Source organism: Blochmannia endosymbiont of Camponotus modoc (assembly GCF_023585785.1).
GTDB lineage: Bacteria > Pseudomonadota > Gammaproteobacteria > Enterobacterales > Enterobacteriaceae > Blochmanniella.
Genome location: NZ_CP097765.1, coordinates 159,023 through 182,770, shown reverse-complemented (window position 1 = coordinate 182,770; position 23,748 = coordinate 159,023). Strand labels below are relative to the sequence as shown.

Genomic DNA, 23,748 nt, shown 5'->3' with positions numbered 1-23,748 from the left:
AAAATGGAGTTTAAATATGCAAATTAAATTTTCCATTTACCGCTATCATCCTGAAATCAGTAAAAATGCCTGCATGAAAAATTATACACTTAATTTATCACATACAAAAAATATGACATTATTAGATGCCTTAATCAAATTGAAAGAACAAGATCCAACTTTAACATTTCGTCGTTCTTGCAGAGAAGGGGTATGTGGTTCTGATGGTATGAATATAAATGGCATAAACAATCTGGCATGCATTACTTCATTAAAGCAATTATATGATAGTCATCATCAGAATGCAATTGTAGTACGTCCATTATCTGGATTTCCAATAATTCGTGATTTAGTAGTGGATATGAGTCAATTCTTTCTTCAATATGAAAGAGTACAGCCGTTTTTAATACATGACCGTTCCAATCAACAACCTCAATTTCTTCATGAATATTTACAATCTCCAGAAGAACGCTCTAAATTAGATGGATCTTATGAATGCATATTATGTGCATGTTGTTCTAGTGCTTGCCCCTCTTTTTGGTGGAATCCAGATAAATTTATTGGTCCTGCTGGATTATTGGCTTTATATCGCTTTTTAATGGATAGCCGTGATACTAATGATCAAGAACGATTGGAACTCTTAAAAGATTCTTTTAGTGTTTTTCGTTGTCATAACATTATGAATTGCGTTAGTGTATGTCCTAAAAAATTAAATCCAGCCAAAGCTATAGGCCATATTAAAAGAATATTAGCAAAAAATTTAATTGGCATACATAACATTTAAGAGAACAACAATAATTATAAAGCACAATTTAACATAATGTACAAATAACAATCCAAATAAAATGAAATATATATCTATGCATGATTACAGTAGCTAATAACATTGAAAACCAATTACTTATAATATAGCAAATACTTTATTAAACTAATTACTTAATGTCGAGTATTTTAAAAAATAAATGTAATAAAATACAAGGATTTTAGAATGTATAGTGACACACTGAAAAATTGGTTAAATTCTTCTTATTTATCAAAAAATAATCAATCTTATATAGAACAAATTTATAAGGATTTTTTAAAAAATCCCAATTCCATCGATTCTAGTTGGATTGAAGTGTTTAAACAATTATCTGTTGAAAACAATTATAACGATCAATATTCTGATAATTTAAAAAATAACACGTGTTCTAAATTACAATACAACATTGCATCTCATGATTCACATGCACAAGCTAATAATTGTAGCAATATTACTTATATACAAATATTACAATTAATAAATTCTTTCAGAATATATGGACACCAATGCGCCGCATTGGATCCTTTACAATTACGGAACAGTGAATACAAAAATTATCTTTTAGACTTAGAGAGTTATAATTTCGTTTTAAAAAATCTTCAAAGAAAATTTGATATAACCCATTTTGGAATCAACAAAGAATCAATGACCTTGTTAGAAATATATGAATTTCTTAAAAAAACTTATTGTGGTCCTATAGGCATTGAGTATATGCATATTCTTGATATAAATATAATACTGTGGATTCAAAATCATTTTGAATCCACAGTAGGAATGCTGAACTTTCATGGTGAAGAGAAAAAACAATTTCTGCAAGAAATTGTTTCGGCAGAAGGAATAGAGCGTTATTTAGGAATAAAATTTCCAGGAGTTAAAAGATTTTCATTAGAAGGGGGTGATGTTTTAATCCCTATGCTAAAAGAAATTATACGTTACTCTGCTTGTCATCATAATATTAAAGAAATATTTTTAGGTATGGCTCACCGTGGTCGTCTAAATGTATTGATTAATATTTTAGGTAAAAATCCTCAAGATTTATTTGATGAATTTTCCAATAAACACCATGCTACTTGCAGTAGTGGCGACGTGAAATATCATCAAGGATTTTATTCAGATGTTACAGTTAATGGAGAGATCATACATTTATCTCTATTATGTAACCCTTCTCATCTAGAAATTGTTAGCCCAGTAGTCATGGGATGTACTCGAGCGCGGATTGATCAGTTGCTTAAAGAATCGATTCATCATGACGAAAAAAAATGCAATATCGTGCTCCCAATTACAATACATGGAGACGCAGCAATTAGTGCTCAAGGCATCGTTCAAGAAACTTTTAACATGTCTAAAACTCGTGCTTATGATGTAGGAGGCACAGTACATATTATTATTAATAATCAAGTAGGATTTACAACATCAAATATCCACGACATTCGTTCTACTCAACATTGTACAGATATCGCAAAAATGATACAAGCCCCTATATTCCATGTTAACGCAGATAATGTAGATGCAGTTGTTTATGTTACTCGCTCCGCATTAAATTTTCGCAGTGTGTTTAAACGTGATGTAATAATTGATCTAGTATGTTATCGTAGACACGGACACAATGAAGCTGACGAACCAAGTGTTACTCAACCTCTGATGTATAAAAAAATTCGTAATCATCCAACATTACTTAATATTTATTCTGATTTTTTAAATAAAAATGGAATTATAAAGAAAAATGAAATTTCTCAAATGATTAATACATATCGTGAAAAATTAGAAAAAAAATGTTGTGTTCTGAATAAATGGAAACCGGTGCATATTCGCGCTTCTTTACATACAAATAGCTTAAACAAAAATAAAAACATTCTGCATTCTAACAAAATAAACACCCAATACTTAAAAAATTTAGCCTATCGTATCAATGATATTCCATCGAGTGTCGCTATGCACTCTAGAGTAAAAAAAATTTATCATGAAAGAATAGAGATGGCTTTAGGTAATAGATTGTTTGATTGGGGAGCAGCAGAAGTGCTAGCATACGCTACTTTATTAGATCAAGGAATTTCTATTCGTTTATCTGGAGAAGACGCTGCTCGAGGAACTTTTTTTCATAGACATGCTGTGATACATGATCAAAATAATGGTACAAAATATATCCCTTTAATACACCTTATTAATAATAAAAAAGAAAATAAAAAAGGGTCTCTTTTTATTTGGGATTCAGTGTTATCCGAAGAGGCAGCTTTAGCATTTGAGTATGGTTACGCCAGTTTGGCAAATAATATGCTAATTATTTGGGAAGCGCAATTTGGAGATTTTTCTAATGGAGCGCAAATTGTCATCGATCAATTCATTAGTTCCAGTGAGCAAAAATGGGGCCAATTATGCGGTTTAGTAATGCTTTTACCTCACGGATATGAAGGACAAGGCCCGGAACATTCTTCTTCTCGTATGGAACGATATTTACAATTGTGCGCTGAACATAATATATACGTTTGTGTGCCTTCCACCCCAGACCAAATGTACCATATATTACGCCAACAAGCAACATGTGATATTAATTGTAAAAAACCACTAATTATTATATCACCAAAATCTCTATTAAGACATCCCATGGTAACTACTTCATTAGAAGATTTAGCATATGGATCATTTAAAACGGTCTTTAATGAAATAGATGATAATATCCTTTCAAATAAAATCAAACGTGTGATAATATGCTCTGGAAAGGTATATTATGATTTATTAATTCAACGACGTAAAAACGAACAATATAACATAGCTATTATTCGCATTGAACAACTATATCCTTTTCCTTATAAAAATATACAAGCTATTTTAGCTTCTTATTCAAATGTACAAGATTTTACTTGGTGTCAAGAAGAACCTAAAAATCAAGGTGCTTGGTATTACATACAACATTGTTTTCATAACATAATATCTGAAAATGTTACATTAAATTATATAGGACGTCCTGATGCTGCTGCACCTGCAGTAGGATATTTTTCAGTACATCAACAACAACAAAAAAAATTAATTGACGATGCATTAAATCTAAGTTAATTTTTTTTTAAAAAGGATAGAAAATGAGTAGTATTGACATTGTGGTTCCGAATTTACCCGAGTCAGTTGCAGACGCTACTGTTGCTGTTTGGCATAAAAAATCAGGAGATACGGTTAAACAAGATGATATTTTACTGGAAATAGAAACAGACAAAATTATGTTAGAAGTTCCTGCGCCAAGCACAGGAATTTTAGAATCAATTTCAGAACAAGAGGGATCAACAGTAGTATCCGGACAAATTTTAGGACGTCTAAATATTGATCATATCGTTTCTCAAAAAGATACAAAAAAAATATTTCAAGATCAAAAATCTATTACATCAATAGCATCTCAAGAACATATTCTCACTCGAGATAACGAAAATCATAACATTTTAACTCCGTCTATTCGCAAATTAATAACAGAGCATAATTTACAGCTAAAAAATATTCAAGGAAGTGGGATAAAAGGACGTCTAACTCGTCAAGATATAGAGTCACATATTCATTCCGAAAAAAAATTACATGATACTGATCAACAAAATAATGAAAATATAGCGCATCGTCACATAAAAAATACGAAAAACGATCGCAAAGAAACACGTATTATAATGAATCGATTACGAAAAAAAATCTCAGAACGCCTATTAGCTGTTACTAATACTACAGCTATGTTAACTACTTTTAATGAAGTAAACATGCAACCCATCATAAAACTGCGAAAAAAATATGGAGAATTATTTGAAAAACGTTATGGAATTACATTAGGAATCATGTCTTTTTATGTAAAAGCAGTTTTAGAAGGTTTGAGACATTTTCCTGAAATTAATGCATCCATTGATGGAGAAGAAATTGTATATTATCATTATTTTGATATAAGTATTGCAGTATCTACAGTACGTGGTTTAATTACCCCAGTATTACGAGATGTCGATACATTAAGCATGTCCGATATAGAAAAAAATATAAAATATTTAGCTGAAAAAGGGAGAGACGGAAAACTAACGATTGAAGAATTAAGCGGAGGTAATTTTACCATTACTAACGGTGGAGTTTTTGGATCATTAATGTCTACTCCTATTATTAATCCTCCACAAAGCGCAATTCTTGGTATGCATGCAATAAAGGACCGACCCATAGCTCAAGATGGACAGATAGCAATATTACCTATGATGTATTTAGCATTATCATATGATCATAGATTAATAGATGGAAAAGATTCGGTAAGATTTCTAGTATACATTAAAGAGTTGTTAGAAGATCCAACACGCTTGTTTTTAGAAATATAATAATACAACCTATATAAATACTTTTTATATTCTTATATTTTAATAAATTAATACGTTATATTAACTAAATTATTATCTTAATCTTAAGCAATCACAATACGTACGATCACATATTATGAACTTATATGAATATCAAGCAAAAAAATTAATGGCAAAATACAATTTACCTGTTTTGACAGGTTGTGTGTGTGTTACTTTAAATGATATAGAGCATTATATTGTATCGAATAGCATAGGTCATGGCCCATGGGTAGTAAAATGTCAAGTGCAAGCAGGAGGACGCGGGAAATCAGGAGGAGTGTGTATTGTACACTCCACGAAAAATATATTATCTTTTGCTAATAAATGGCTTGGTAATAGATTGATAACATATCAAACTACCGATACCGGGGAATTAGTGACTTCTATTTTAATAGAACCAGCTGTGAAAATTGTTCAAGAATTTTATTTAAGCATATCAATTGATAGAGATGAATCCCAAATAATATGTATGGCTTCTACGCAAGGTGGTATGAACATTGAAATTACAGAACAAAAAACATCTAATTTTATCCATAAAATTGTCATAAATCCTTCAGTCGGAATATATCCTTATCAAGGACGGGTATTAGCATGTAAATTAGGTTTATCTGGAGGTAAAATAAATCAATTTTCCAGAATTGTTGTCAGCATAACACGCATGCTGCTGGAAAATGACCTAACGTTAATTGAAATTAATCCATTAGCTATTACTGATGATGATCGTTTTTGTTGTTTAGATGCCAAAATGATTGTAGATCATAATGCTATATTTAGACAATCAGAATTATTAAATATATGCTCGATAAATAAACCAATCGATATACTGAATTGTATCAATTACATTCCCTTAGAGGGAAATATTGGCTGTATGGTCAATGGCGCTGGATTAGCGATGGCTACTATGGATGTAATTAAATCATTGGGAGGGATTCCTGCTAATTTTTTAGACATCGGGGGGGGCGCTAATAAAGAATGCATAATATCATCTTTTAATATGATTTTAAAAGATGCTAAAGTGCAAGCGATACTTGTAAATATTTTTGGAGGAATTGTATGCTGTGATTTAGTTGCTGAATGCATCATAACTGCATTGTCCAGATATACCACAAAACATATTCCTATCGTGGCTCGGTTAGAAGGAAATAATTCTACATTAGGTTCTAATCGATTAATTAATAGCAAACTCAATATTATTGTTACCGATAATTTAATTTATGCAATTCAACAAATTGTAACTGCGGTGAAATTAAAAAATGTCAATTTTAGTTAACAAAGATACAAAAATAATTTGTCAAGGACTGACTGGTAAGCACGCCAGTTTTCATTCTCAACAAGCATTAAACTATGGTACTAAAATAGTAGGCGGAGTTACCCCTGGAAAAGGGGGAAGCACCCATCTTGGATTGCCAATATTTAACACTGTTGGTGAGGCAATAAATAGCACTAATGCGACGACTTCTATTGTTTATGTACCCGCTCCTTTCTGTAAGGATGCAATTTTAGAATCAATTCATGCCGGTATTAAATTAATTGTTTGTATTACCGAGGGGATTCCAATATTGGACATGTTATTAATAAAACAACAATTAAAAAAACATAACACATGTATGATGATTGGACCAAATTGTCCAGGAATCATGACTCCAAGCCAGTGTAAACTTGGAATCATGCCAAGTGATATCTATAACCCAGGTTGCGTAGGAATTATATCCAGATCAGGTACCTTAACATATGAAGTAGTAAAACAAACAACTGACCTGGGATTAGGTCAGTCCACATGCGTCGGCATTGGAGGTGACCCGATACTTGGTTCTGATTTTATTGATATATTATCATTATTTGAACAAGACCCTCAAACATCATTAATGGTAATGATTGGTGAAATAGGAGGTAGATCTGAAGAAAAAGCAGCAACATATATTAATAAATATATTAAGAAACCAGTGATTGCATATATTGCTGGAACTACTGCTCCTAAAGGGAAACGTATGGGACACGCAGGCGCTATTATTTCTGGAATTGGTAGTACCGCTCATGAAAAATACGAGATTTTATCCAAATCAGGAGTACATATCGTAGATAACTTTGTTAACATTGGTCAATTTATTAAATCCATTGATAAACAACAATACACATAATATATATAAACAACATATACGCATATACCTGCACATTAACATTAATATTAATAGTAAGTGAGACATGATTAGTGTTGTTTTTATTATATCCAGATGGATAATATAATCGCTTTTTATTTTATCTTATTTCACTTTTTAGATAAAATTGAGTCATATTTTACTATAATATATTTTTTAAAAACTACATGTTATTTAACAGATTATTTTATAAGAATTATCTTTTATTAACTGTTATGTGTGTACGATTATGTTATCTTAGGAATTAAATTACTTTCGTAATAATAAAGATTATCTATGACAATCATATTGTTATTCCCCTTATACAATATTTAAATTTAAATTAATTGGTATGAATATTTTTGACTTATTTTTAGAAATTAATATTTTAGTACAAATTAGTATATTTGTATTAATTGGATTTTCCGTTTTATCTTGGAGTATTATCTTTCATCGTATCTTCGTGCTAAGTGCAGCACAGCGAAAATTAAAAGTATTTGAAAACGAATTTTGGTCTGGAATAGATTTATCTAGTTTATATCAAAAAGCTGCAGCTCGTCGTAATAAATTAAATGGGGCTGAACAAATTTTTTATGTAGGATTTAAAGAATTTTCTAAGTTATATCAAACAAAACATTGTTCACCTGAAACAATGATGTCTAGAACACTGGATAATATGCATACTGCAATAAATATAGAGTTAAAATCGTTAGAAGATTATATTCCACTAATAGGTACAATTGGATCCATTAGTCCATATCTTGGCTTATTTGGAACTGTATTAGGGATTATACACGTTTTTATAGAACTAGGTAAAACAACGACTAACAATGTTGCCAATCAGATGATTCATATACAAATTATTGCACCAGGTATTGCTGAATCATTAATTTCTACAGCAATTGGCTTATTTGTAGCGATTCCAGCGGTTATAGCATTTAATTACTTAACTGCACAAATAAACAATATGGATCAAGATTATAACAACTTTATAGAAGAATTTATTACGATTCTATATCATCAGATTTTTTTTAATATTGATTCTGCGTTAAATAAGGAAAATCAATATGAAGAGAAAGCGTATCAGAAACACGATTAAGTCTGATATTAATATCATACCGTTTTTAGATATATTATTAGTTCTTTTAATGATCTTTATGTTGATGCCATCTAAATGGATACAAAGCTTTGAAGTAAATCTTCCAAATAGTCCAGCAACACCAAATATTATTAACAATGAAAAACTTATAATTACTATTGAAATTTTAGGAATGGGATTTTATAATCTCATTATTAATAATAAACATGTAGAAAAAGTGCGTTTAGACCAAATTTCATCAGAAATAAGTCATCAAACACACATCGCTCCTAATATAATGTGTCTGATCGCAGCTTCAAAAACTGTAGAATACGACGAAATAATTAAAGTATTGAATTTATTAAATCGCATCGGTATACATTCAATTGGAATGATAACAAATCCTTCTGTTTGAATACAGAACGATATTCTTGCATAACTTGGATGATAATTATTGAATTTATTTAGTAGATATTACAAAAAATTTAGATCTGCTGTTATGATATCAATCATTGTACATGTGATCGTTGCTTTGTTGCTATATAAACACATAATAAAAAAACAACAACAATACACTACTAAAATAGCTAATAACAAAAATTCAATTAATACCTTTATTCATAACTCTAACCCGGAAACAGAAAAAAACAACAACACACAAGATCAATCAAATCGATTCAAAATAACAGAAACACAACATCCATTGGCAGGACCAACGTTACCTAACACCCTTAAAAAGAAAAATCAGAATACTGTAGAAAAAAATATACTAATACATGATACATTAAATTATCAATCTCATGACTCTAATGAACTCAGTAATTTACTGAATACATTAATTAATAAAAAAAAATCTATAGAAAATAACAAAGAATTTAAATTAAACTTGACAACAAAAAAAAATGATAATGAAAATAATATTTCAAATGAAATTATTAAAAATAACGAAATTAATATATATAAGCGTATGATCAGTGAATCAATACAACAAAAATTTTATAATTTTTCGCATTATGTTGGTAAACAATGCAATCTACGCATCAAATTAGCACCTGACGGCACGTTATTATCAGTAACCGCTATATCTGGAGATTACGATCTATGCCAAGCAGCAATTATCGCCGCTAAATTAGCAAAAATTCCTAAACCACCAAATTCAGATGTTTACGAAATATTTAAAAACACAATATTAAATTTTTCTCCTCAATAAACAAAATATTTACACATTTAAAAAATAATAATAATATATTGGTCCATTAAATAATCTACTTTCATTATAAAATTCGCATGTATTTAATAATTAGAAAAACTCATAAACTACCACATTGGTTGCAAAAAATATCTTTGTCAATAGTGTTAATTATATTTTTATGGAAACCTGCGCTACTTGCAGATATGCATATCGAAATTACATGCGGAGTAAATGCTGCACACCCCATTGCTGTAATACCTTTTACATGTATTAGTAATCAGTATAACAAATCAATATCAATTGAAGATATAGCATCAATAATAGCTGCTGACTTACGGAATAGCAGCAAATTCAATACTATTCCCGTAGAATATTTACCACATAAACCTACTAAAGTATCCGATGTCATCCCAACTTTTTGGGAGAAACTGGGTATTAACATTATTGTGTTAGGAACAATACATATAAACTACGATGAAAGTTATATTATTTCATATCATTTAATAGATACTTCTAGCAACCCTCCGTTAATAATATCAGAAAATCAATATTCAGTGGAAAAAAAATGGCTACGTTATGTAGCCCATTCTATAAGCAATGAAATTTTTGAAAAGTTAACCGGTATAAAAGGTGCATTTTGTACACGTATTGCTTATGTTTTGCGCATTCATAATGATCAATATCCTTATGAGTTATATATTTCTGATTACGATGGTCATAATCAAATTTCAATTTGCCGATCGACAGAACCGTTAATGTCTCCAGCTTGGTCTCCAGACGGAAAAAAAATTGCTTATGTTACCTTTGCCTCCGGCCATTCAGAACTTGTTATTCAAGCATTGAACACTGGATTAGTTAATAATATTGTTAGTTTCCCGCGCCATAATGGTGCCCCTGCTTTTTCTCCCGACTGCAAAAAACTAGCCTTTTCTTTATCCAAAACAGGTAGTTTAAATTTATATATTATGGATTTAGAATCTGGAGAAATTAAACAATTAACTAAAAATAGAAACAATAATACCGAACCTAGTTGGTTTCCGGATAATCAAAATATAGCCTATACTTCAGACCAAGGAGGCAGTCCACAAATATATAAAATTAATATTAAAACTACTGAAATTCAAAGATTATCTTGGCTACATACTAGTAATCAAAATCCAAATGTTAGTTCAGATGGGACATTTATAATCATGGTTAATAGACATCAAGGAAAACAAAATATTGCTAAATTAAATTTATTAACTGGACAAGAAGAAATATTAACAGATACACTGTTAGCTGATACTCCTAGTATAGCTCCCAATAATACTATGGTACTATACAGTAGTATTAATAAGGATTTAACAACAACATCCAATTTAGAATTAATCTCTATTGATGGCCATTTTAAAGCTCATATACAAGGAAATCAAGGAGATGTAAGATTTCCAACTTGGTCTCCATTACATTTAGAATAAGATAATAGCTATTTTCATTACAATTAACATTTTAAAAATAATGAACAATGGATATATAAATGAAACCAAACAATTTTTTTGAACAATTAATATTCGCGATAAGTGTGAGCGTGGTAATAACTGCATGTTCTTCATTATCTCAGTACGATAATACTACTCCTAATCAAAAAAATGTTGAATTAAATCATTTTAAACATACTAGTACAAAAAATAATAGAGTAGTCGATGAACAAGTACAATTAAAAACACAAGAATTAAAATCCAACAATGTTATTTATTTTCCTTTAGATCAATATGACATTCCTTCTAATTTTTTTTACTCATTAAACATCCATGCCAATTTTTTATATAATAATCCATTGCAACATATTAAAATTGAAGGTCATGCTGATGAACGTGGTACTCCGGAATACAATATTGCATTGGGTGAACGTCGAGCTAACTCTGTAAAATCGTACCTCCAAAGTAAAGGTGCATTATCTGAACAAATGTTAACTATATCTTATGGTAAGGAAAAACCAGCTGTATTAGGACAAAACGAAGAAGCTTACTCTAAAAATAGACGTGTTGTATTAATATATAAATAATATCCATATGATTAAATATATACTATTTCTATGTAAATTAGATATAATCATCGTAATGATGATATATTTTAATATTACAAATAATAATATTGCATATGCTAAAGATGTAAATCATAAGATAGATAGCAATCAGCGTATTAATCAATTACATCAGATATATGACGCACATAGTCAATGCTTAATTCAAATGCAGCAACAATTATCTGAAAATCAACGAGATATTGATATTTTACGTGGATATATTCAAGATATGCAACATCACATATCAGAAATTGTAAATAATCAATCAGCATCACCTCAACATACCAATAGTATTCCAAATAAACGTAACAATATACATTATTCTAGCAATATTCCTGATAAATTATCCAGTCACTCAAACATTCAAAAACCAAAAAAAATGAATAATGAAATGATAATAGATGTAGATACTGCGTATAAACAAGCAGTATCATTAGTATTAGAAAAAAAACAATATAATCAAGCAATAGAGGCTTTCCAGAATTTTATAAAAAATCATCCAGAATCAATCTACCAATCGAATTCGCATTATTGGCTAGGACAGCTTTATTACAATAAAGGCAACAAACATGACGCTGCTCGGCATTTTGCGTTAGTCGTAAAGAATTATCCTAAATCATTAAAAGCATCAGATGCATTATTAAAAATCGGTATTATCATGCAAGAAACAGAACAAAAAGACAAAGCCAAAACAATATATAAACAAGTAGGCAAATTATATCCTAACAGCAACGCAGCAAAACAAGCTCAAAAACGTCTAATACACCTATCATAGTAATAAATTATTGTTTAAAATAAATTTTTTATCTTTCGTGGAAAATACAAAACAAATAAAATCTATTTTAATTTTTTAATTCTAGTTGACACAAAGTTTTTCTTCCAAAATAATAAAAACAACAACCTTATACACTGCAATCCCAATTATTTATCAAGTTGCAGCAATTCAATCAACTATTATAATTGTAATGATGTTATTTTATTTATTCTTGACTAATACTTTTATAGTATCTATACAAAAATTGAAATATTTGGAGATAACAGATATTTTTAATAGAAACAATACAATCTAAATATAATTCTATGTATATAGATATCACAATTTAATATGTGTATTGCCATATATACAATGAATCAATCTAACTCATTATATTAAATGTCATATTTAATATTAAACAAACCAATTAATTTATATACTAAACAAAAACACATACTCATATGATATATGAGTATGTGTTTTACTCACAAAAAATTAAAAAATGTTTAGAATAAGTAAATGTTTTTTGTTTAAAAAATATTTAATATATCTAAAATCTTTCTAAAATCTGTAGATTTCATTACTCAAGATGAATATTCATGATAAATAATCATATAATTCAAAAATAATCACAAACAATCATAACAAATTTAAAAAAAGATCCTATCTCACGTTATCTGTCTTTAACGTTCCCCATTATACACTTTACTTAAAAAAGTATATTATAAATTTTTAAGATTATCAGTTAACAATCTGATAAAACAAACATCGGAAAATAACAAAATAAAAAAGTTTTTGTGTTTTTATTATACTTATAATAAGACAGAATCTAAAATCGTATTATTTTATAATGATAAACCTTGTTTTATACTTACCAACAACATACCTAAACGGGTAGTTTTATCCGATTATAATTTCTATATTCTTAACACGAATATATAAAACACAGATATATTTATATAAATTTACTATTAATCTATAAGTACATATAAATTATATTTATAAAAAATTATGTTTTACCCGATCATCATCATATAAGAATGAATAATCTTATTGTATACTCATTTGCAATTCAACGCCATAATACTAACCCACATAGGACCCTTTCCCGATGAATAACGAGACAACATAGTTAATTTTCCATTATCTGAATTAATCTTATATAAAGAGATATAATTTGATTTTTGACCTGCGGCCACTAAAAACTTTCCCTGATAGTCAATTGCAAAACCACGCGGCTGTTCCTCAGTGAGTTGATAACCAACAAATTTCAATTTTTTTGTTTTTTTAGAAATCTCCAAACAACTAATAATATTACTAGATCTATCAGAACAATATAACCAACGCCCATTAGGAGTAATATGTATATCAGCTGCCCAACATCGGTTAATGCTGATATTTTTTGGAATTATACTTACTGTTTGAACGATACTTGGATTTTTTTGAAAATTATCATATTTTATAACATCAACAGTACTCGTTAATTCATTAATGACATATGCGTAACAATCGAAATCATAGAAAGTCATATGACGTGGACCAGAACCAATATTAATTTTAATAATAGATGGATCGTATGGTGTCAACATTCCAAACGAATTTATGTTAAATAACCTAATAGCATTCTCCTGCAGACAAGGAACCCAAAGTAATGTTTTGAATTTATCTATATTTGCAGAATGACACCCTAACAGACCTTCTATAATTTGTATAGGACTACTAAGAAGCATTCCTGACATACTTATAGGAATCACACTTACCGTGTGATTCCTATAAGATGTGCAATACAAAAATGTACCCTTTTTGTCGCTAATCAAATGAGTGGGACTACTAAGGATCTCAATTGTCCCATTATCCGTTAATAACCCCATCTGATTGATACAATAAGTAGTAATTCCGAAATTGGGACGTATTCCAACATATAAAAATCGTTTATTAGGATGCACAGCCATAGGTTGTGCATGTCCGTGAGTATATATCACCTGCATTAATTCTAGTAGCCCATGAATACTATCTAATTTCCAAACATGAATTTGCTGACTTTCCGGGCTCACTACATAAACAATTTGTATCATATATTTATTCATTTTACGACAATAAATCAAAATATAAATAAAAAACAATATTATATGTGACCGTATTTCAGTATGGGACTACAAACCTATTTTAATTTTTTATATAATTCATAAAAATTGTCACTTTTCAACTACATTAAAATAAAAATATTATTTGTATATGCACATATTAACAGTTTAAGTTTATTTCGATATTACGCATCACACAATTAAATAGCTAATCGAAAACAAGCAGTATATAATATACTTCGTATATTCGTAAACAAAAAAATAAGAGAACAAATTATGCATGTAACTAAATTAGTTTTAATAAGACACGGAGAAAGTCAATGGAACAAAGAAAATCGATTCACTGGATGGGTTGATGTAGACTTATCAGAAAAAGGACGTTCTGAAGCGCAATGCGCTGGTAAAATATTAAAAAAAAATGGATTTCTTTTTAATTATGGATATACTTCAGTATTAAAACGAGCAATTCATACTTTATGGATCATATTAGATCAGTTAGATCAGGCATGGCTACCGATAGAAAAATCTTGGCGACTAAATGAACGTCATTATGGGGCACTGCAAGGACTAAATAAAGATGAAGCCATAAAAGAATATGGCTACAAAACAATTCAAAAATGGCGCCGCAGTTTCAATGTTATTCCTCCAAACGTTTGTGGAAATAACCAATTTATTGCAACAAATGACAATCGTTATGCTAACATCAGTAGTGATGAATTACCTAGTAGTGAAAGTTTAGAACTAACCTTAAAAAGAGTACTCCCTTGTTGGAACCGATCCATAATACCTCATATTAAAAAAGATCAAACAATTATTATCGTTGCCCATGGCAACTCCATACGTGCTATAATAAAGTTTCTTAATCGCTTAAATGAATCAGAAATATTTCACATTAATGTGCCAACAGGTGTTCCATTAATATATGAATTTGACAAGAACGCAGATCCCATTCAACATTATTATTTAAAATAATTATTTAAACAATAATTTATTTTCGGTTATTATTTTTGATAAAGTAAGATATACAATTATTTAATGTTCATTTAAACTTCACATTCATTTTTAAAATGATGTTATAAAACATTTTGTTGATCACATGATTTGCTTACGATATAATGTACGTAAATTTTTTATTTCAATTATTTTTGAAGGTGATAAGTATGGATCAATTTCCCCGTTTTCAAAACACAGCGTCAGAACAAGTCAATAACGCAATACAGCCGTATATCTTGCAAGTATTTGGGTGGATGTCTTGCGGATTATTGTTGACAGCTTTTGTTGCTTGGTACGCTTCTCGAACTCCGGCAATACTTCAATTATTATTTTCTAACCAAATAATATTTTTTAGTCTAATTATTGGTCAACTAGCATTAGTATTTGTTCTGTCTGGTATGGTAACACGATTAAGTGGTTCTTTAGCAACTACCTTATTTATGTTGTATTCAATGTTAACAGGTTTAACCTTATCCAGTGTATTTATACTGTATACTACGTCGTCCATATCTAGCGCGTTTGTCGTGACGTCCGGTATGTTCGGAGCAATGACATTATATGGATATACTACTAAACGAGATTTAAGCAGTTTTGGTAATTTATTATTTATGGCACTAATTGGTATAGTACTAGCCTCAATGGTTAATTTATGGTTGAAAAATACAGCTTTAATGTGGCTCATTACATATGTTGGCGTTATTATATTCGTCGGTTTAACTGCGTATGATACTCAAAAACTCAAATCTATAGGAGCATCTTTATCTATAGATAATCATGATCAATTTCGTAAATACTCGATTATAGGAGCGTTAACTTTATATTTAGATTTTATTAACTTATTTTTAATGATAGTTCGTATTTTTGGAAATCGCCGTTAACAATAAATAGCTGCATATAACAACAATAGCTCGGACTATTGTTTTTATAAAAACAATAGTCCGAGCTATTGTTGTTAACTACCCCCAAAATTTTTTAAGATAACACACTAAATTTGAAATAAAAACTTCAATATATCCCCATCCTTCACACAATAATCTTTACCTGCATAACATATTCTACCAACTTTCTTTACACCTAATTCCCCACAATAAAAAATAAAATCATCGAACTTAATAATTTGAACACGAATAAAACCCTTTTTAAAATCACTATGTACTTTTTTAGCTGCTTCTAATGCAGTCATTCCAGCTACATATATCCAAGCACGTGTCATATGTGAATTAATGGTAAAAAAAGTACGTAAATCCAACACAGAAAAAATGACACTAACTATATCATACAATATGTCTTTTTGCTGTTTCATAGCTACTTTAACACAATCGTCTCTATTTTTTAATAAAGATAACATTGCACAACATGAGATTAATGGTATGTTATCATTAGATGCCAATGCGCGCAATTTATTTAAATAGATATTATTCGTAACAGATTTTTCATCAATATTAGCAAAATAAACAATTGGTTTGTTAGTTAAAAAATTAAATTTTTCAATATTCGTTCTTTCTGTCTTAGAAAAATGTACCCTCCTCAAAAGAATTCCTTCATATAAATAATCCAAACATTTTTTTAATACGAATAGCTGCTGTTCAATATTTTCATTAATAAGTTTATATTTTTTTTGTAAAGTGCAAATACTTTGTTCGCACTGAGAAATATCAAATAATATAAGTTCGGTATTAACAATGTCCACATCTCTACAAGGATTTATATCATTAAAAACATGAACAGTTTGGTTATCATCAAAACAACGTACCACATGACATAATACTTTTGTTGTTCGAATATGATTTAAAATTTTACTGCCTAGACCAATACCTTGAGCAGCCCCTTTTATTAAACCAGCAATATCTACAAATTTAATCTTACCATGTACTGTTTCATGTGATGAAACAATATCTGTTAATTGATATACACGCAGATCAGGTATCTGAACCACAGATATATTGGGATGAATAGTACAAAATGGGAAATTAGCTATTTTAACAGGTGTATTAGTCAATACGCTAAATACAGTAGATTTACCCACATTCGGTAATCCGATAATACCACAATCAATTTGCATAAAATTTTTTAACAATCAACAAAAATATATATTAAAATTTACTGTCGCAACCAATATTTTATAATTAAAATTAAACATTTTTAAATTAACATTTCCATAAAACATCAGGCTTATAGGAATGTAGTTGATTCATAACTTTAATAAATTTTTTATTAACTATACTTTCAGTATGTAGTATTGCTTCATTAATTACATGGTTAATCCTATATTTTTCATAAATAGTTGGTTTATTTAACACAAAATCAATGACTTTACTTTTGTTACCAGGATGACCTATCCCAATACGTAAACGATAAAAATCATATTTATTATGAAGTTTAACAATAACATCCTTTACGCCACGATGACTGTTATTAACGTTTTTACCTAATTTAATTCGCATTGCACCAGGTGGTAAATCAAGATCATCATGTGCAACCAATATTTCCTGTGGACATAATTGATAAAAATCAACACATTTAGATATTGAAAGGCCATTATTGTTCATATGCGAATCTGGTATTAATAAATGCACAATATTGGTTTCTAATTTTAATCGCCCAACATATCCACACAATATAGTATTTTTACTTAGTATTACTTTGTATCTTGTTGCCAAAGATTTAACATATCTGGAACCAAAATTATGCCTGGTATTAAAATAACTCGTTTCAGAATTTCCTAATCCAGCAATGAGCTTAATAGTCATTATTATATACACCACTACGCAATTTTATAAATTTAAATGTAATTAACCCCAATATTTACGTTATAAATATATTTTTACTTGAACACACATACATACATTAAAAATCATTTGATATTTTCATCATATATACTTTAGTATTATATTAAATCCTCTATCATTAAAATGATAGTAAAACGATTAACATGAAGAAAATACAATATGTATATAAATTAATATTTTTATATACACAACATAATCTTATTAATGATCAAACATAGCAGAAATTGATTCCTCATTGCTAATACGTCGAATTGTTTCAGCAAGCATACCAGATAAAGTTAATACACGCACATTAGATAAAGATTTTATTTTTGGTTTTAATGGAATAGTGTCACAAACAATAATTTCATCTATCATAGAATTTTGAATATTCTCATAAGCATCTCCAGAAAAAATTGGGTGGGTAGTGTACGCAAATACTCGGCGAGCTCCTCTTTCTTTCAAAACATCTGCAGCTTTACACAATGTTCCTCCGGTATCAATCATATCATCTACCAATATACAGTCACGATTACATATATCTCCAATAATATGCATAACTTGAGAAATATTAGCGCGAGACCTTCGTTTGTCTATAATTGCCATATCAGTATCGTTAAGTAATTTTGCAATAGCACGAGCACGTATTACTCCTCCAATATCTGGGGATACTACAATAGGATTATTAAAATTCTGTTTCGTCATATCTTCCAATAAAATTGGACTCCCGAAAACATTATCTACTGGCACATCAAAAAATCCTTGTATTTGTTCGGCATGTAAATCTACCGTTAAAATACGATCCACTCCTACATTAGATAAAAAATTTGCTACAACTCTAGAGGTAATAGGTACTCTAGCAGATCGCACTCTTCGATCTTGACGAGCGTATCCAAAATAAGGAATTACAGCAGTAATTCTAGCGGCTGACGCACGTTTTAATGCATCAACCATAACAATTAATTCCATTAAATTATCATTCGTTGGAGCACAAGTCGATTGAATAATAAACACATCTCCACCACGCACATTTTCATTAATTTGAACACTTACTTCTCCATCACTAAAACGACCAACAGAAGCCTTACCGAGATTAATATATAATCTATTAGCAATACGCTGGGCTAATTCTGGAATAGCATTTCCAGTAAACAGTTTCATATTTAGAAACATCTCATAATTTTATATTTGCTAATACTATTAAGTATTTATATCATTAATAATGACGATGATAGTAAGGCATTTATTAACATAAAAAAATTATACTACTATATGTAGTATATTTTAATAATTTTTGATGTAATGGAGATAGATTTATTCCTCGTGTTATAATACTGTTGATCCATGATGGTAAATAACTTTGAACTTGATAAGCAAGATGTTCAGTCTTAAATTCAGAAAAAATACAAGACCCTGTTCCTGTCAGTCGTGCTAATGCGAATTGCGACAAACACGCAAAAAACATCTTTATTTCAGGAGATATTTTTTTTATAACTTCTTCGAAATCATTATGAAATGAAACAGACAATAACTCTCTCATCGAACGAAACGGAGAATAACAATGACTCTCTAATTCATACATTTGAAAACCCCACGAAGTACTAATTCGAATCGGCGGAACAAGAATGAGGTACCATTTGTTAGGAACAAAAACCGGTGTTAATATATTTCCAATACCTTCAGCAAATGCTGAACGCCCGTACAGAAAAACTGGCACATCAGCTCCTAGCATCAAACCTAAATACATTAAAACATGTTTGTTCAAATAGCATCGCCATTGTTGATTAAGTACCATTAATACAGTTGCCGCATTAGAAGAAGCGCCTCCTAAACCAGAGCCGATAGGCAATACTTTATCAAGAAAAATATCTGCACCGAATACCGGCTTTTTATTTGGCCAACAATAATATTGTAATAATTTTGCTGCTCGTATAATTAAATTATCACGACATACCAAATCATTCATAATAGTAAATAATCTAATTCTACCATTATTTGTGACAAATATTTTGATCGTATCACCATACTCAATCAATTGAAACAATGTCTGTAAGTAATGGTAACCGTCTGAACGACGTCCAGTTACGTATAAAAATAAATTGAGTTTTCCTGGAGAGGGCCATTGATAATTCATCGTACATTCCAATTATTAATTACTAGCTTAATATGATGTTGATCATAATACGCATCCAAGACTTTAGGTAAAATTGGTATACTATTAGTATAATAATGACGATAATATATGGATATATTTTTATTGCCATAACAACAATTTACATGAGATAAGCAGCCGATAGTATTCAGATTATATTCTACATTACTACCAGGTAATCCAATTATCCATTGTTGTAATTGTTTCAAAAAATAGTTGAAATCCACAATCCATTTTTGTATTTCATTTTTAAAATCATTATTTTTATAAATTATACCATTTAAAATACAAACAACTCCATTTTCTACAGATATAGAAATGATAGTTAACCCAAAAATATTAAATAATTTCATGCAATAATTATTATCATTATTATGAATCCAAATAAACCTAAAATGCATCTTCTTTTGGTGATTAACTGAATAAATAATAGTACCTTGTGTTTGATAATAAAATATCCGGGATATTGATTTCTTATGATTATTCCACATACATACCAATTTATCTTCATACAAACCAAAATTATGATGATAAACACAGGAAACACAGATCAACATCACTATACCAAACACTCTAAAACACCTATGCTGATACATTTAAATATTAAAATTTAAAAAACTATTTGCGAAAACATAAATTTTATTTATTTCATTCACGTTAAAATTCATATCTTAAATGTAATCATCTATCTACTAATCAAGAAAAATAATGTTTTGAATTATCTAAATATTTATTAAATTTTTTTTTATTTAACATTTTTAAAAAACACACAATTTTTTTCTATTTAATTCTTTAAATTCCAATATTTTAACTTTCACTATTTATTCAGATATTTATGTGTATACATATTACTTTATTAAGTAAATAATCATAATGATCAAGGATCATTTAAATTAATAAAAAATTTAAACACTTTTTTGATAATATTAATTATATATACAAATACAATCCTTAATGATTATTGAAAATCTATTTAATAATAAATATTTATTACTCACAAGGTACATATGTTTTAAAAAATAAAAATTAAATTATTTTATAAATAAAAAATATATGATACCATTCTGGTATGTTGATACTTTAATATTATTTATAAACAAACGTGTATAGTTATATTAGTATTCACATGCAAATATAGTCTAAATATAATTTATGGCATATAAAAAAAATCAATAATATCTTCAAAAACGCAATATATACTTAAATTATATTGGTAATTATTGATGTTATCAATTTTTATCTAAACAAAAATCCAGCTCTCCTTAAGATAAAGATATATGAATCCTATCATTGTCAATAAACTAATAGCTTTACAGGAACGTTTTAATGTATTAGAAAAATTACTCAGTAAACCCAATGCTGTTGATGACAAAAAACGTTTTTGTATATTAGCTAAGGAACACGCTCGACTATCTGAAATAGTTGTTTGTTTTGAACGTTGGTTAGATATAAAACAAGAAATAATTGATACAAAAAAATTGCTTACAGATATAGATATGCATGATATCGCGCAAGATGAGCTAAAAAAATTCTACTTAAATCGGAATGATATTGAAAAGAACTTAAAAATACTACTATTACCTACTGATTCCAATGATAAGCTAGGTTGTTTTATTGAACTACGAGCTGGAACTGGCGGAAAAGAAGCAGCAATTTTTACAGGAGAATTATTTCGAATGTATGCTCGTTATTCAGAGGTTCGTCGATGGAAAATGGAAATTATCAATGCTACTTATGGAGAATGCGGTGGTTATAAAGAAATTATTACTAAAATTCCTTATAAAGGTGCATATAGTCTCTTAAAATTTGAATCTGGAGGACATCGTGTTCAAAGAATACCACATACTGAATCTCAAGGTCGCATTCATACTTCCACTTGCACAATCGCTGTAATTCCAGAGATACCAGATATCGAATTACCTAGTATTGATCCTCATGATTTAAGAATCGATACCTTTCGATCATCAGGTGCAGGAGGACAACATGTAAATACTACCGATTCAGCAATTCGTATTACCCATGTACCAAGTGGATTGGTTGTGGAATGCCAAGACGAACGCTCACAACATAAAAATAAAGCCAAAGCATTATCAGTACTGGGTTCGCGATTGCATGCTATTGAAACGAAACGTCGACAACAAGAAGTATCCTACACCCGGCGTAACTTACTAGGTACTGGAGATCGGTCTGATCGAATTCGTACATATAATTTTCAACAAGGCCGAATTACTGATCATCGTATTTCTTTTACATCATATAAATTAAATGAAATAATGAACGGAGAATTAGATATCTTGATACAACCTATCATTAATCAACATCAATCTGATCAACTTAATAAATTATTAGAGTTAGAATAATGACATGGGATCAATGGTTACATTGGGCCAATTTAAAACTAAAAAAATCCATCAGCCCAAAAAGAGATGCAGAGATTATTTTAGGCCAAGTTACTAAAAAATCTCGTACTCAATTGTTAGCATTTGGAGAATCATTATTAGAATATGACACTATTATTCAATTAAAATCTTTAATTTATCGAAGAAAAAAAGGAGAACCTATAGCCTATCTCGTTGGTTCAAAGGAATTTTGGTCCTTAGAACTTAAAGTTTCTCCAGGTACATTCATTCCTAGACCAGATACTGAATGCTTAGTAAAACATGTATTCGATTTACTAAAGGTATCTCACTTAAATGTTTTAGACTTAGGAACTGGAGTAGGTACAATAGCTTTAGCTCTCGCATCAGAACGACCAAACTGGAATATTACAGGAATAGACTGTCAAAAAAAGGCATTATTTCTTGCCCATAAAAATAAGCTTTTACTTAATTTTAAAAATGTAAAATTTATATATGGAAATTGGTTTAAATATTTAAGGAAGAAAAAATTTAATCTCATTGTTAGTAATCCACCATATATCGATAAAAATGATTCATGTTTACAATCTAGAGATATGATTTTTGAACCTAAAAATGCATTAATATCAGAACAAAAAGGTTTAGAAGATTTAACAGTAATTTGCAAATATTCCACTCAACATTTGCGTCAGAATGGATGGCTGGTATTGGAACATGGATGGAATCAAGGAAATTATATGCGTGCGTTATTTTTTAAATTTGGATTTACTCATATCCATACAATACGTGATTATCATCATTATGAACGCGTAACATACGGAAAATGGAAATCCCATTAAAATACTATATTAATAAACACAAATAAATAGTACAATATTTAATTGACAGAATAATGCGAGTTAAATAAATACATTAAAACCAATAAAAAAATCACAACTTAAATGACCGTAAAAACAAGATATTTATATCTAAAAAAATCATATTTTTGCTGTGTAAGTATTAAATTTAACTAATATTTTATATATATTAATGGATCTAATTGAATAAAT

General features: G+C 29.2%; 21 protein-coding genes. 15 read left to right on the top strand and 6 right to left on the bottom strand.

What is annotated here, in order from left to right; translation table 11 throughout:
- Positions 1–16 precede the first annotated feature (16 nt).
- The 11 genes from M9396_RS00760 (at position 17) to ybgF (ending at position 12,366) form a co-directional block, all read left to right on the top strand.
- Entirely contained in the window at positions 17–763 is a 747-nt protein-coding gene (locus tag M9396_RS00760; RefSeq protein WP_250241002.1) for a succinate dehydrogenase iron-sulfur subunit, read from the top strand.
- A gap of 204 nt (positions 764–967) precedes the next feature.
- Complete coding sequence (locus M9396_RS00755) at positions 968–3,832, top strand: 2-oxoglutarate dehydrogenase E1 component (RefSeq protein ID WP_250256745.1); 2,865 nt, start codon at positions 968–970, stop codon at positions 3,830–3,832.
- A gap of 23 nt (positions 3,833–3,855) precedes the next feature.
- Positions 3,856–5,100, top strand: a complete 1,245-nt coding sequence (odhB, locus tag M9396_RS00750) for a 2-oxoglutarate dehydrogenase complex dihydrolipoyllysine-residue succinyltransferase (RefSeq protein ID WP_250256744.1) — start codon at positions 3,856–3,858, stop codon at positions 5,098–5,100.
- Between the two features lie 115 nt (positions 5,101–5,215).
- A complete protein-coding gene (gene sucC, locus M9396_RS00745) occupies positions 5,216–6,391 on the top strand; it encodes an ADP-forming succinate--CoA ligase subunit beta (RefSeq protein ID WP_250256743.1) in 1,176 nt (391 codons plus the stop codon).
- Positions 6,375–7,259, top strand: a complete 885-nt coding sequence (gene sucD / locus M9396_RS00740; RefSeq protein WP_250256742.1) for a succinate--CoA ligase subunit alpha — start codon at positions 6,375–6,377, stop codon at positions 7,257–7,259. The genes sucC and sucD overlap by 17 nt, the downstream gene beginning before the upstream one ends.
- Before the next feature lie 349 nt (positions 7,260–7,608).
- Positions 7,609–8,355 carry a protein TolQ gene (tolQ, locus tag M9396_RS00735; protein WP_250241014.1) on the top strand — a complete coding sequence of 249 codons (747 nt, stop codon included), beginning with the start codon at positions 7,609–7,611 and terminating at the stop codon, positions 8,353–8,355.
- Positions 8,324–8,749 (top strand): biopolymer transporter ExbD, encoded by a 426-nt coding sequence (locus M9396_RS00730; protein ID WP_250256741.1) that lies wholly within the window; start codon positions 8,324–8,326, stop codon positions 8,747–8,749. Before tolQ ends, M9396_RS00730 begins: the two co-directional genes overlap by 32 nt.
- A gap of 84 nt (positions 8,750–8,833) precedes the next feature.
- Positions 8,834–9,544: a cell envelope integrity protein TolA gene (gene tolA / locus M9396_RS03325; RefSeq protein ID WP_284308677.1), complete on the top strand. Its 711-nt coding sequence runs from the start codon at positions 8,834–8,836 to the stop codon at positions 9,542–9,544.
- Positions 9,545–9,621: 77 nt separating this feature from the next.
- Positions 9,622–10,983 (top strand): Tol-Pal system beta propeller repeat protein TolB, encoded by a 1,362-nt coding sequence (gene tolB / locus M9396_RS00720; protein ID WP_250256740.1) that lies wholly within the window; start codon positions 9,622–9,624, stop codon positions 10,981–10,983.
- A gap of 59 nt (positions 10,984–11,042) precedes the next feature.
- Positions 11,043–11,570 carry a peptidoglycan-associated lipoprotein Pal gene (pal, locus tag M9396_RS00715; protein WP_250256739.1) on the top strand — a complete coding sequence of 176 codons (528 nt, stop codon included), beginning with the start codon at positions 11,043–11,045 and terminating at the stop codon, positions 11,568–11,570.
- Positions 11,571–11,577: 7 nt separating this feature from the next.
- Positions 11,578–12,366, top strand: coding sequence for a tol-pal system protein YbgF (gene ybgF, locus M9396_RS00710; protein WP_420022214.1), 789 nt, complete (start codon positions 11,578–11,580; stop codon positions 12,364–12,366).
- A 1,040-nt stretch (positions 12,367–13,406) separates the two neighbouring features.
- Here ybgF and pgl read toward each other — a convergent pair.
- Positions 13,407–14,420, bottom strand: coding sequence for a 6-phosphogluconolactonase (gene pgl / locus M9396_RS00705; RefSeq protein WP_250256737.1), 1,014 nt, complete (start codon positions 14,418–14,420; stop codon positions 13,407–13,409).
- A gap of 285 nt (positions 14,421–14,705) precedes the next feature.
- On the opposite strand from pgl, the gene gpmA reads away from it, so the two are divergent.
- Both gpmA and M9396_RS00695 read left to right on the top strand, forming a co-directional pair.
- Entirely contained in the window at positions 14,706–15,401 is a 696-nt protein-coding gene (gene gpmA / locus M9396_RS00700; RefSeq protein ID WP_250256736.1) for a 2,3-diphosphoglycerate-dependent phosphoglycerate mutase, read from the top strand.
- Between the two features lie 188 nt (positions 15,402–15,589).
- A complete protein-coding gene (locus tag M9396_RS00695; protein ID WP_250241037.1) occupies positions 15,590–16,300 on the top strand; it encodes a Bax inhibitor-1/YccA family protein in 711 nt (236 codons plus the stop codon).
- Between the two features lie 107 nt (positions 16,301–16,407).
- Here M9396_RS00695 and ychF read toward each other — a convergent pair whose 3' ends face one another.
- From ychF to lolB, 5 genes are all read right to left on the bottom strand, one after another.
- The gene (gene ychF / locus M9396_RS00690; RefSeq protein WP_250256735.1) at positions 16,408–17,484 is read right to left on the bottom strand and encodes a redox-regulated ATPase YchF; all 1,077 of its coding nucleotides are present in this window, start codon (positions 17,482–17,484) and stop codon (positions 16,408–16,410) included.
- An 85-nt stretch (positions 17,485–17,569) separates the two neighbouring features.
- Positions 17,570–18,172 (bottom strand): aminoacyl-tRNA hydrolase, encoded by a 603-nt coding sequence (gene pth / locus M9396_RS00685; RefSeq protein ID WP_250241041.1) that lies wholly within the window; start codon positions 18,170–18,172, stop codon positions 17,570–17,572.
- Positions 18,173–18,412: 240 nt separating this feature from the next.
- Positions 18,413–19,363: a ribose-phosphate pyrophosphokinase gene (locus M9396_RS00680; RefSeq protein WP_250241043.1), complete on the bottom strand. Its 951-nt coding sequence runs from the start codon at positions 19,361–19,363 to the stop codon at positions 18,413–18,415.
- A 73-nt stretch (positions 19,364–19,436) separates the two neighbouring features.
- A complete protein-coding gene (ispE, locus tag M9396_RS00675; RefSeq protein ID WP_250256734.1) occupies positions 19,437–20,324 on the bottom strand; it encodes a 4-(cytidine 5'-diphospho)-2-C-methyl-D-erythritol kinase in 888 nt (295 codons plus the stop codon).
- Positions 20,321–20,899: a lipoprotein insertase outer membrane protein LolB gene (lolB, locus tag M9396_RS00670; protein ID WP_250241048.1), complete on the bottom strand. Its 579-nt coding sequence runs from the start codon at positions 20,897–20,899 to the stop codon at positions 20,321–20,323. The genes ispE and lolB overlap by 4 nt, the downstream gene beginning before the upstream one ends.
- A gap of 720 nt (positions 20,900–21,619) precedes the next feature.
- On the opposite strand from lolB, the gene prfA reads away from it, so the two are divergent.
- Both prfA and prmC read left to right on the top strand, forming a co-directional pair.
- Complete coding sequence (gene prfA / locus M9396_RS00665) at positions 21,620–22,702, top strand: peptide chain release factor 1 (protein ID WP_250256733.1); 1,083 nt, start codon at positions 21,620–21,622, stop codon at positions 22,700–22,702.
- Complete coding sequence (gene prmC, locus M9396_RS00660; RefSeq protein WP_250256732.1) at positions 22,702–23,538, top strand: peptide chain release factor N(5)-glutamine methyltransferase; 837 nt, start codon at positions 22,702–22,704, stop codon at positions 23,536–23,538. Before prfA ends, prmC begins: the two co-directional genes overlap by 1 nt.
- Positions 23,539–23,748: the final 210 nt, after the last annotated feature.

Coding starts and splice junctions, on each gene's coding strand:
- M9396_RS00760 (WP_250241002.1), top strand. CDS start 17: ATGCAAATTAAATTTTCCATTTACCGCTATCATCCTGAAATCAGTAAA.
- M9396_RS00755 (WP_250256745.1), top strand. CDS start 968: ATGTATAGTGACACACTGAAAAATTGGTTAAATTCTTCTTATTTATCA.
- odhB (WP_250256744.1), top strand. CDS start 3,856: ATGAGTAGTATTGACATTGTGGTTCCGAATTTACCCGAGTCAGTTGCA.
- sucC (WP_250256743.1), top strand. CDS start 5,216: ATGAACTTATATGAATATCAAGCAAAAAAATTAATGGCAAAATACAAT.
- sucD (WP_250256742.1), top strand. CDS start 6,375: ATGTCAATTTTAGTTAACAAAGATACAAAAATAATTTGTCAAGGACTG.
- tolQ (WP_250241014.1), top strand. CDS start 7,609: ATGAATATTTTTGACTTATTTTTAGAAATTAATATTTTAGTACAAATT.
- M9396_RS00730 (WP_250256741.1), top strand. CDS start 8,324: ATGAAGAGAAAGCGTATCAGAAACACGATTAAGTCTGATATTAATATC.
- tolA (WP_284308677.1), top strand. CDS start 8,834: ATGATATCAATCATTGTACATGTGATCGTTGCTTTGTTGCTATATAAA.
- tolB (WP_250256740.1), top strand. CDS start 9,622: ATGTATTTAATAATTAGAAAAACTCATAAACTACCACATTGGTTGCAA.
- pal (WP_250256739.1), top strand. CDS start 11,043: ATGAAACCAAACAATTTTTTTGAACAATTAATATTCGCGATAAGTGTG.
- ybgF (WP_420022214.1), top strand. CDS start 11,578: ATGATTAAATATATACTATTTCTATGTAAATTAGATATAATCATCGTA.
- pgl (WP_250256737.1), bottom strand. CDS start 14,420: ATGATACAAATTGTTTATGTAGTGAGCCCGGAAAGTCAGCAAATTCAT.
- gpmA (WP_250256736.1), top strand. CDS start 14,706: ATGCATGTAACTAAATTAGTTTTAATAAGACACGGAGAAAGTCAATGG.
- M9396_RS00695 (WP_250241037.1), top strand. CDS start 15,590: ATGGATCAATTTCCCCGTTTTCAAAACACAGCGTCAGAACAAGTCAAT.
- ychF (WP_250256735.1), bottom strand. CDS start 17,484: ATGCAAATTGATTGTGGTATTATCGGATTACCGAATGTGGGTAAATCT.
- pth (WP_250241041.1), bottom strand. CDS start 18,172: ATGACTATTAAGCTCATTGCTGGATTAGGAAATTCTGAAACGAGTTAT.
- M9396_RS00680 (WP_250241043.1), bottom strand. CDS start 19,363: ATGTTTCTAAATATGAAACTGTTTACTGGAAATGCTATTCCAGAATTA.
- ispE (WP_250256734.1), bottom strand. CDS start 20,324: ATGAATTATCAATGGCCCTCTCCAGGAAAACTCAATTTATTTTTATAC.
- lolB (WP_250241048.1), bottom strand. CDS start 20,899: ATGTTGATCTGTGTTTCCTGTGTTTATCATCATAATTTTGGTTTGTAT.
- prfA (WP_250256733.1), top strand. CDS start 21,620: ATGAATCCTATCATTGTCAATAAACTAATAGCTTTACAGGAACGTTTT.
- prmC (WP_250256732.1), top strand. CDS start 22,702: ATGACATGGGATCAATGGTTACATTGGGCCAATTTAAAACTAAAAAAA.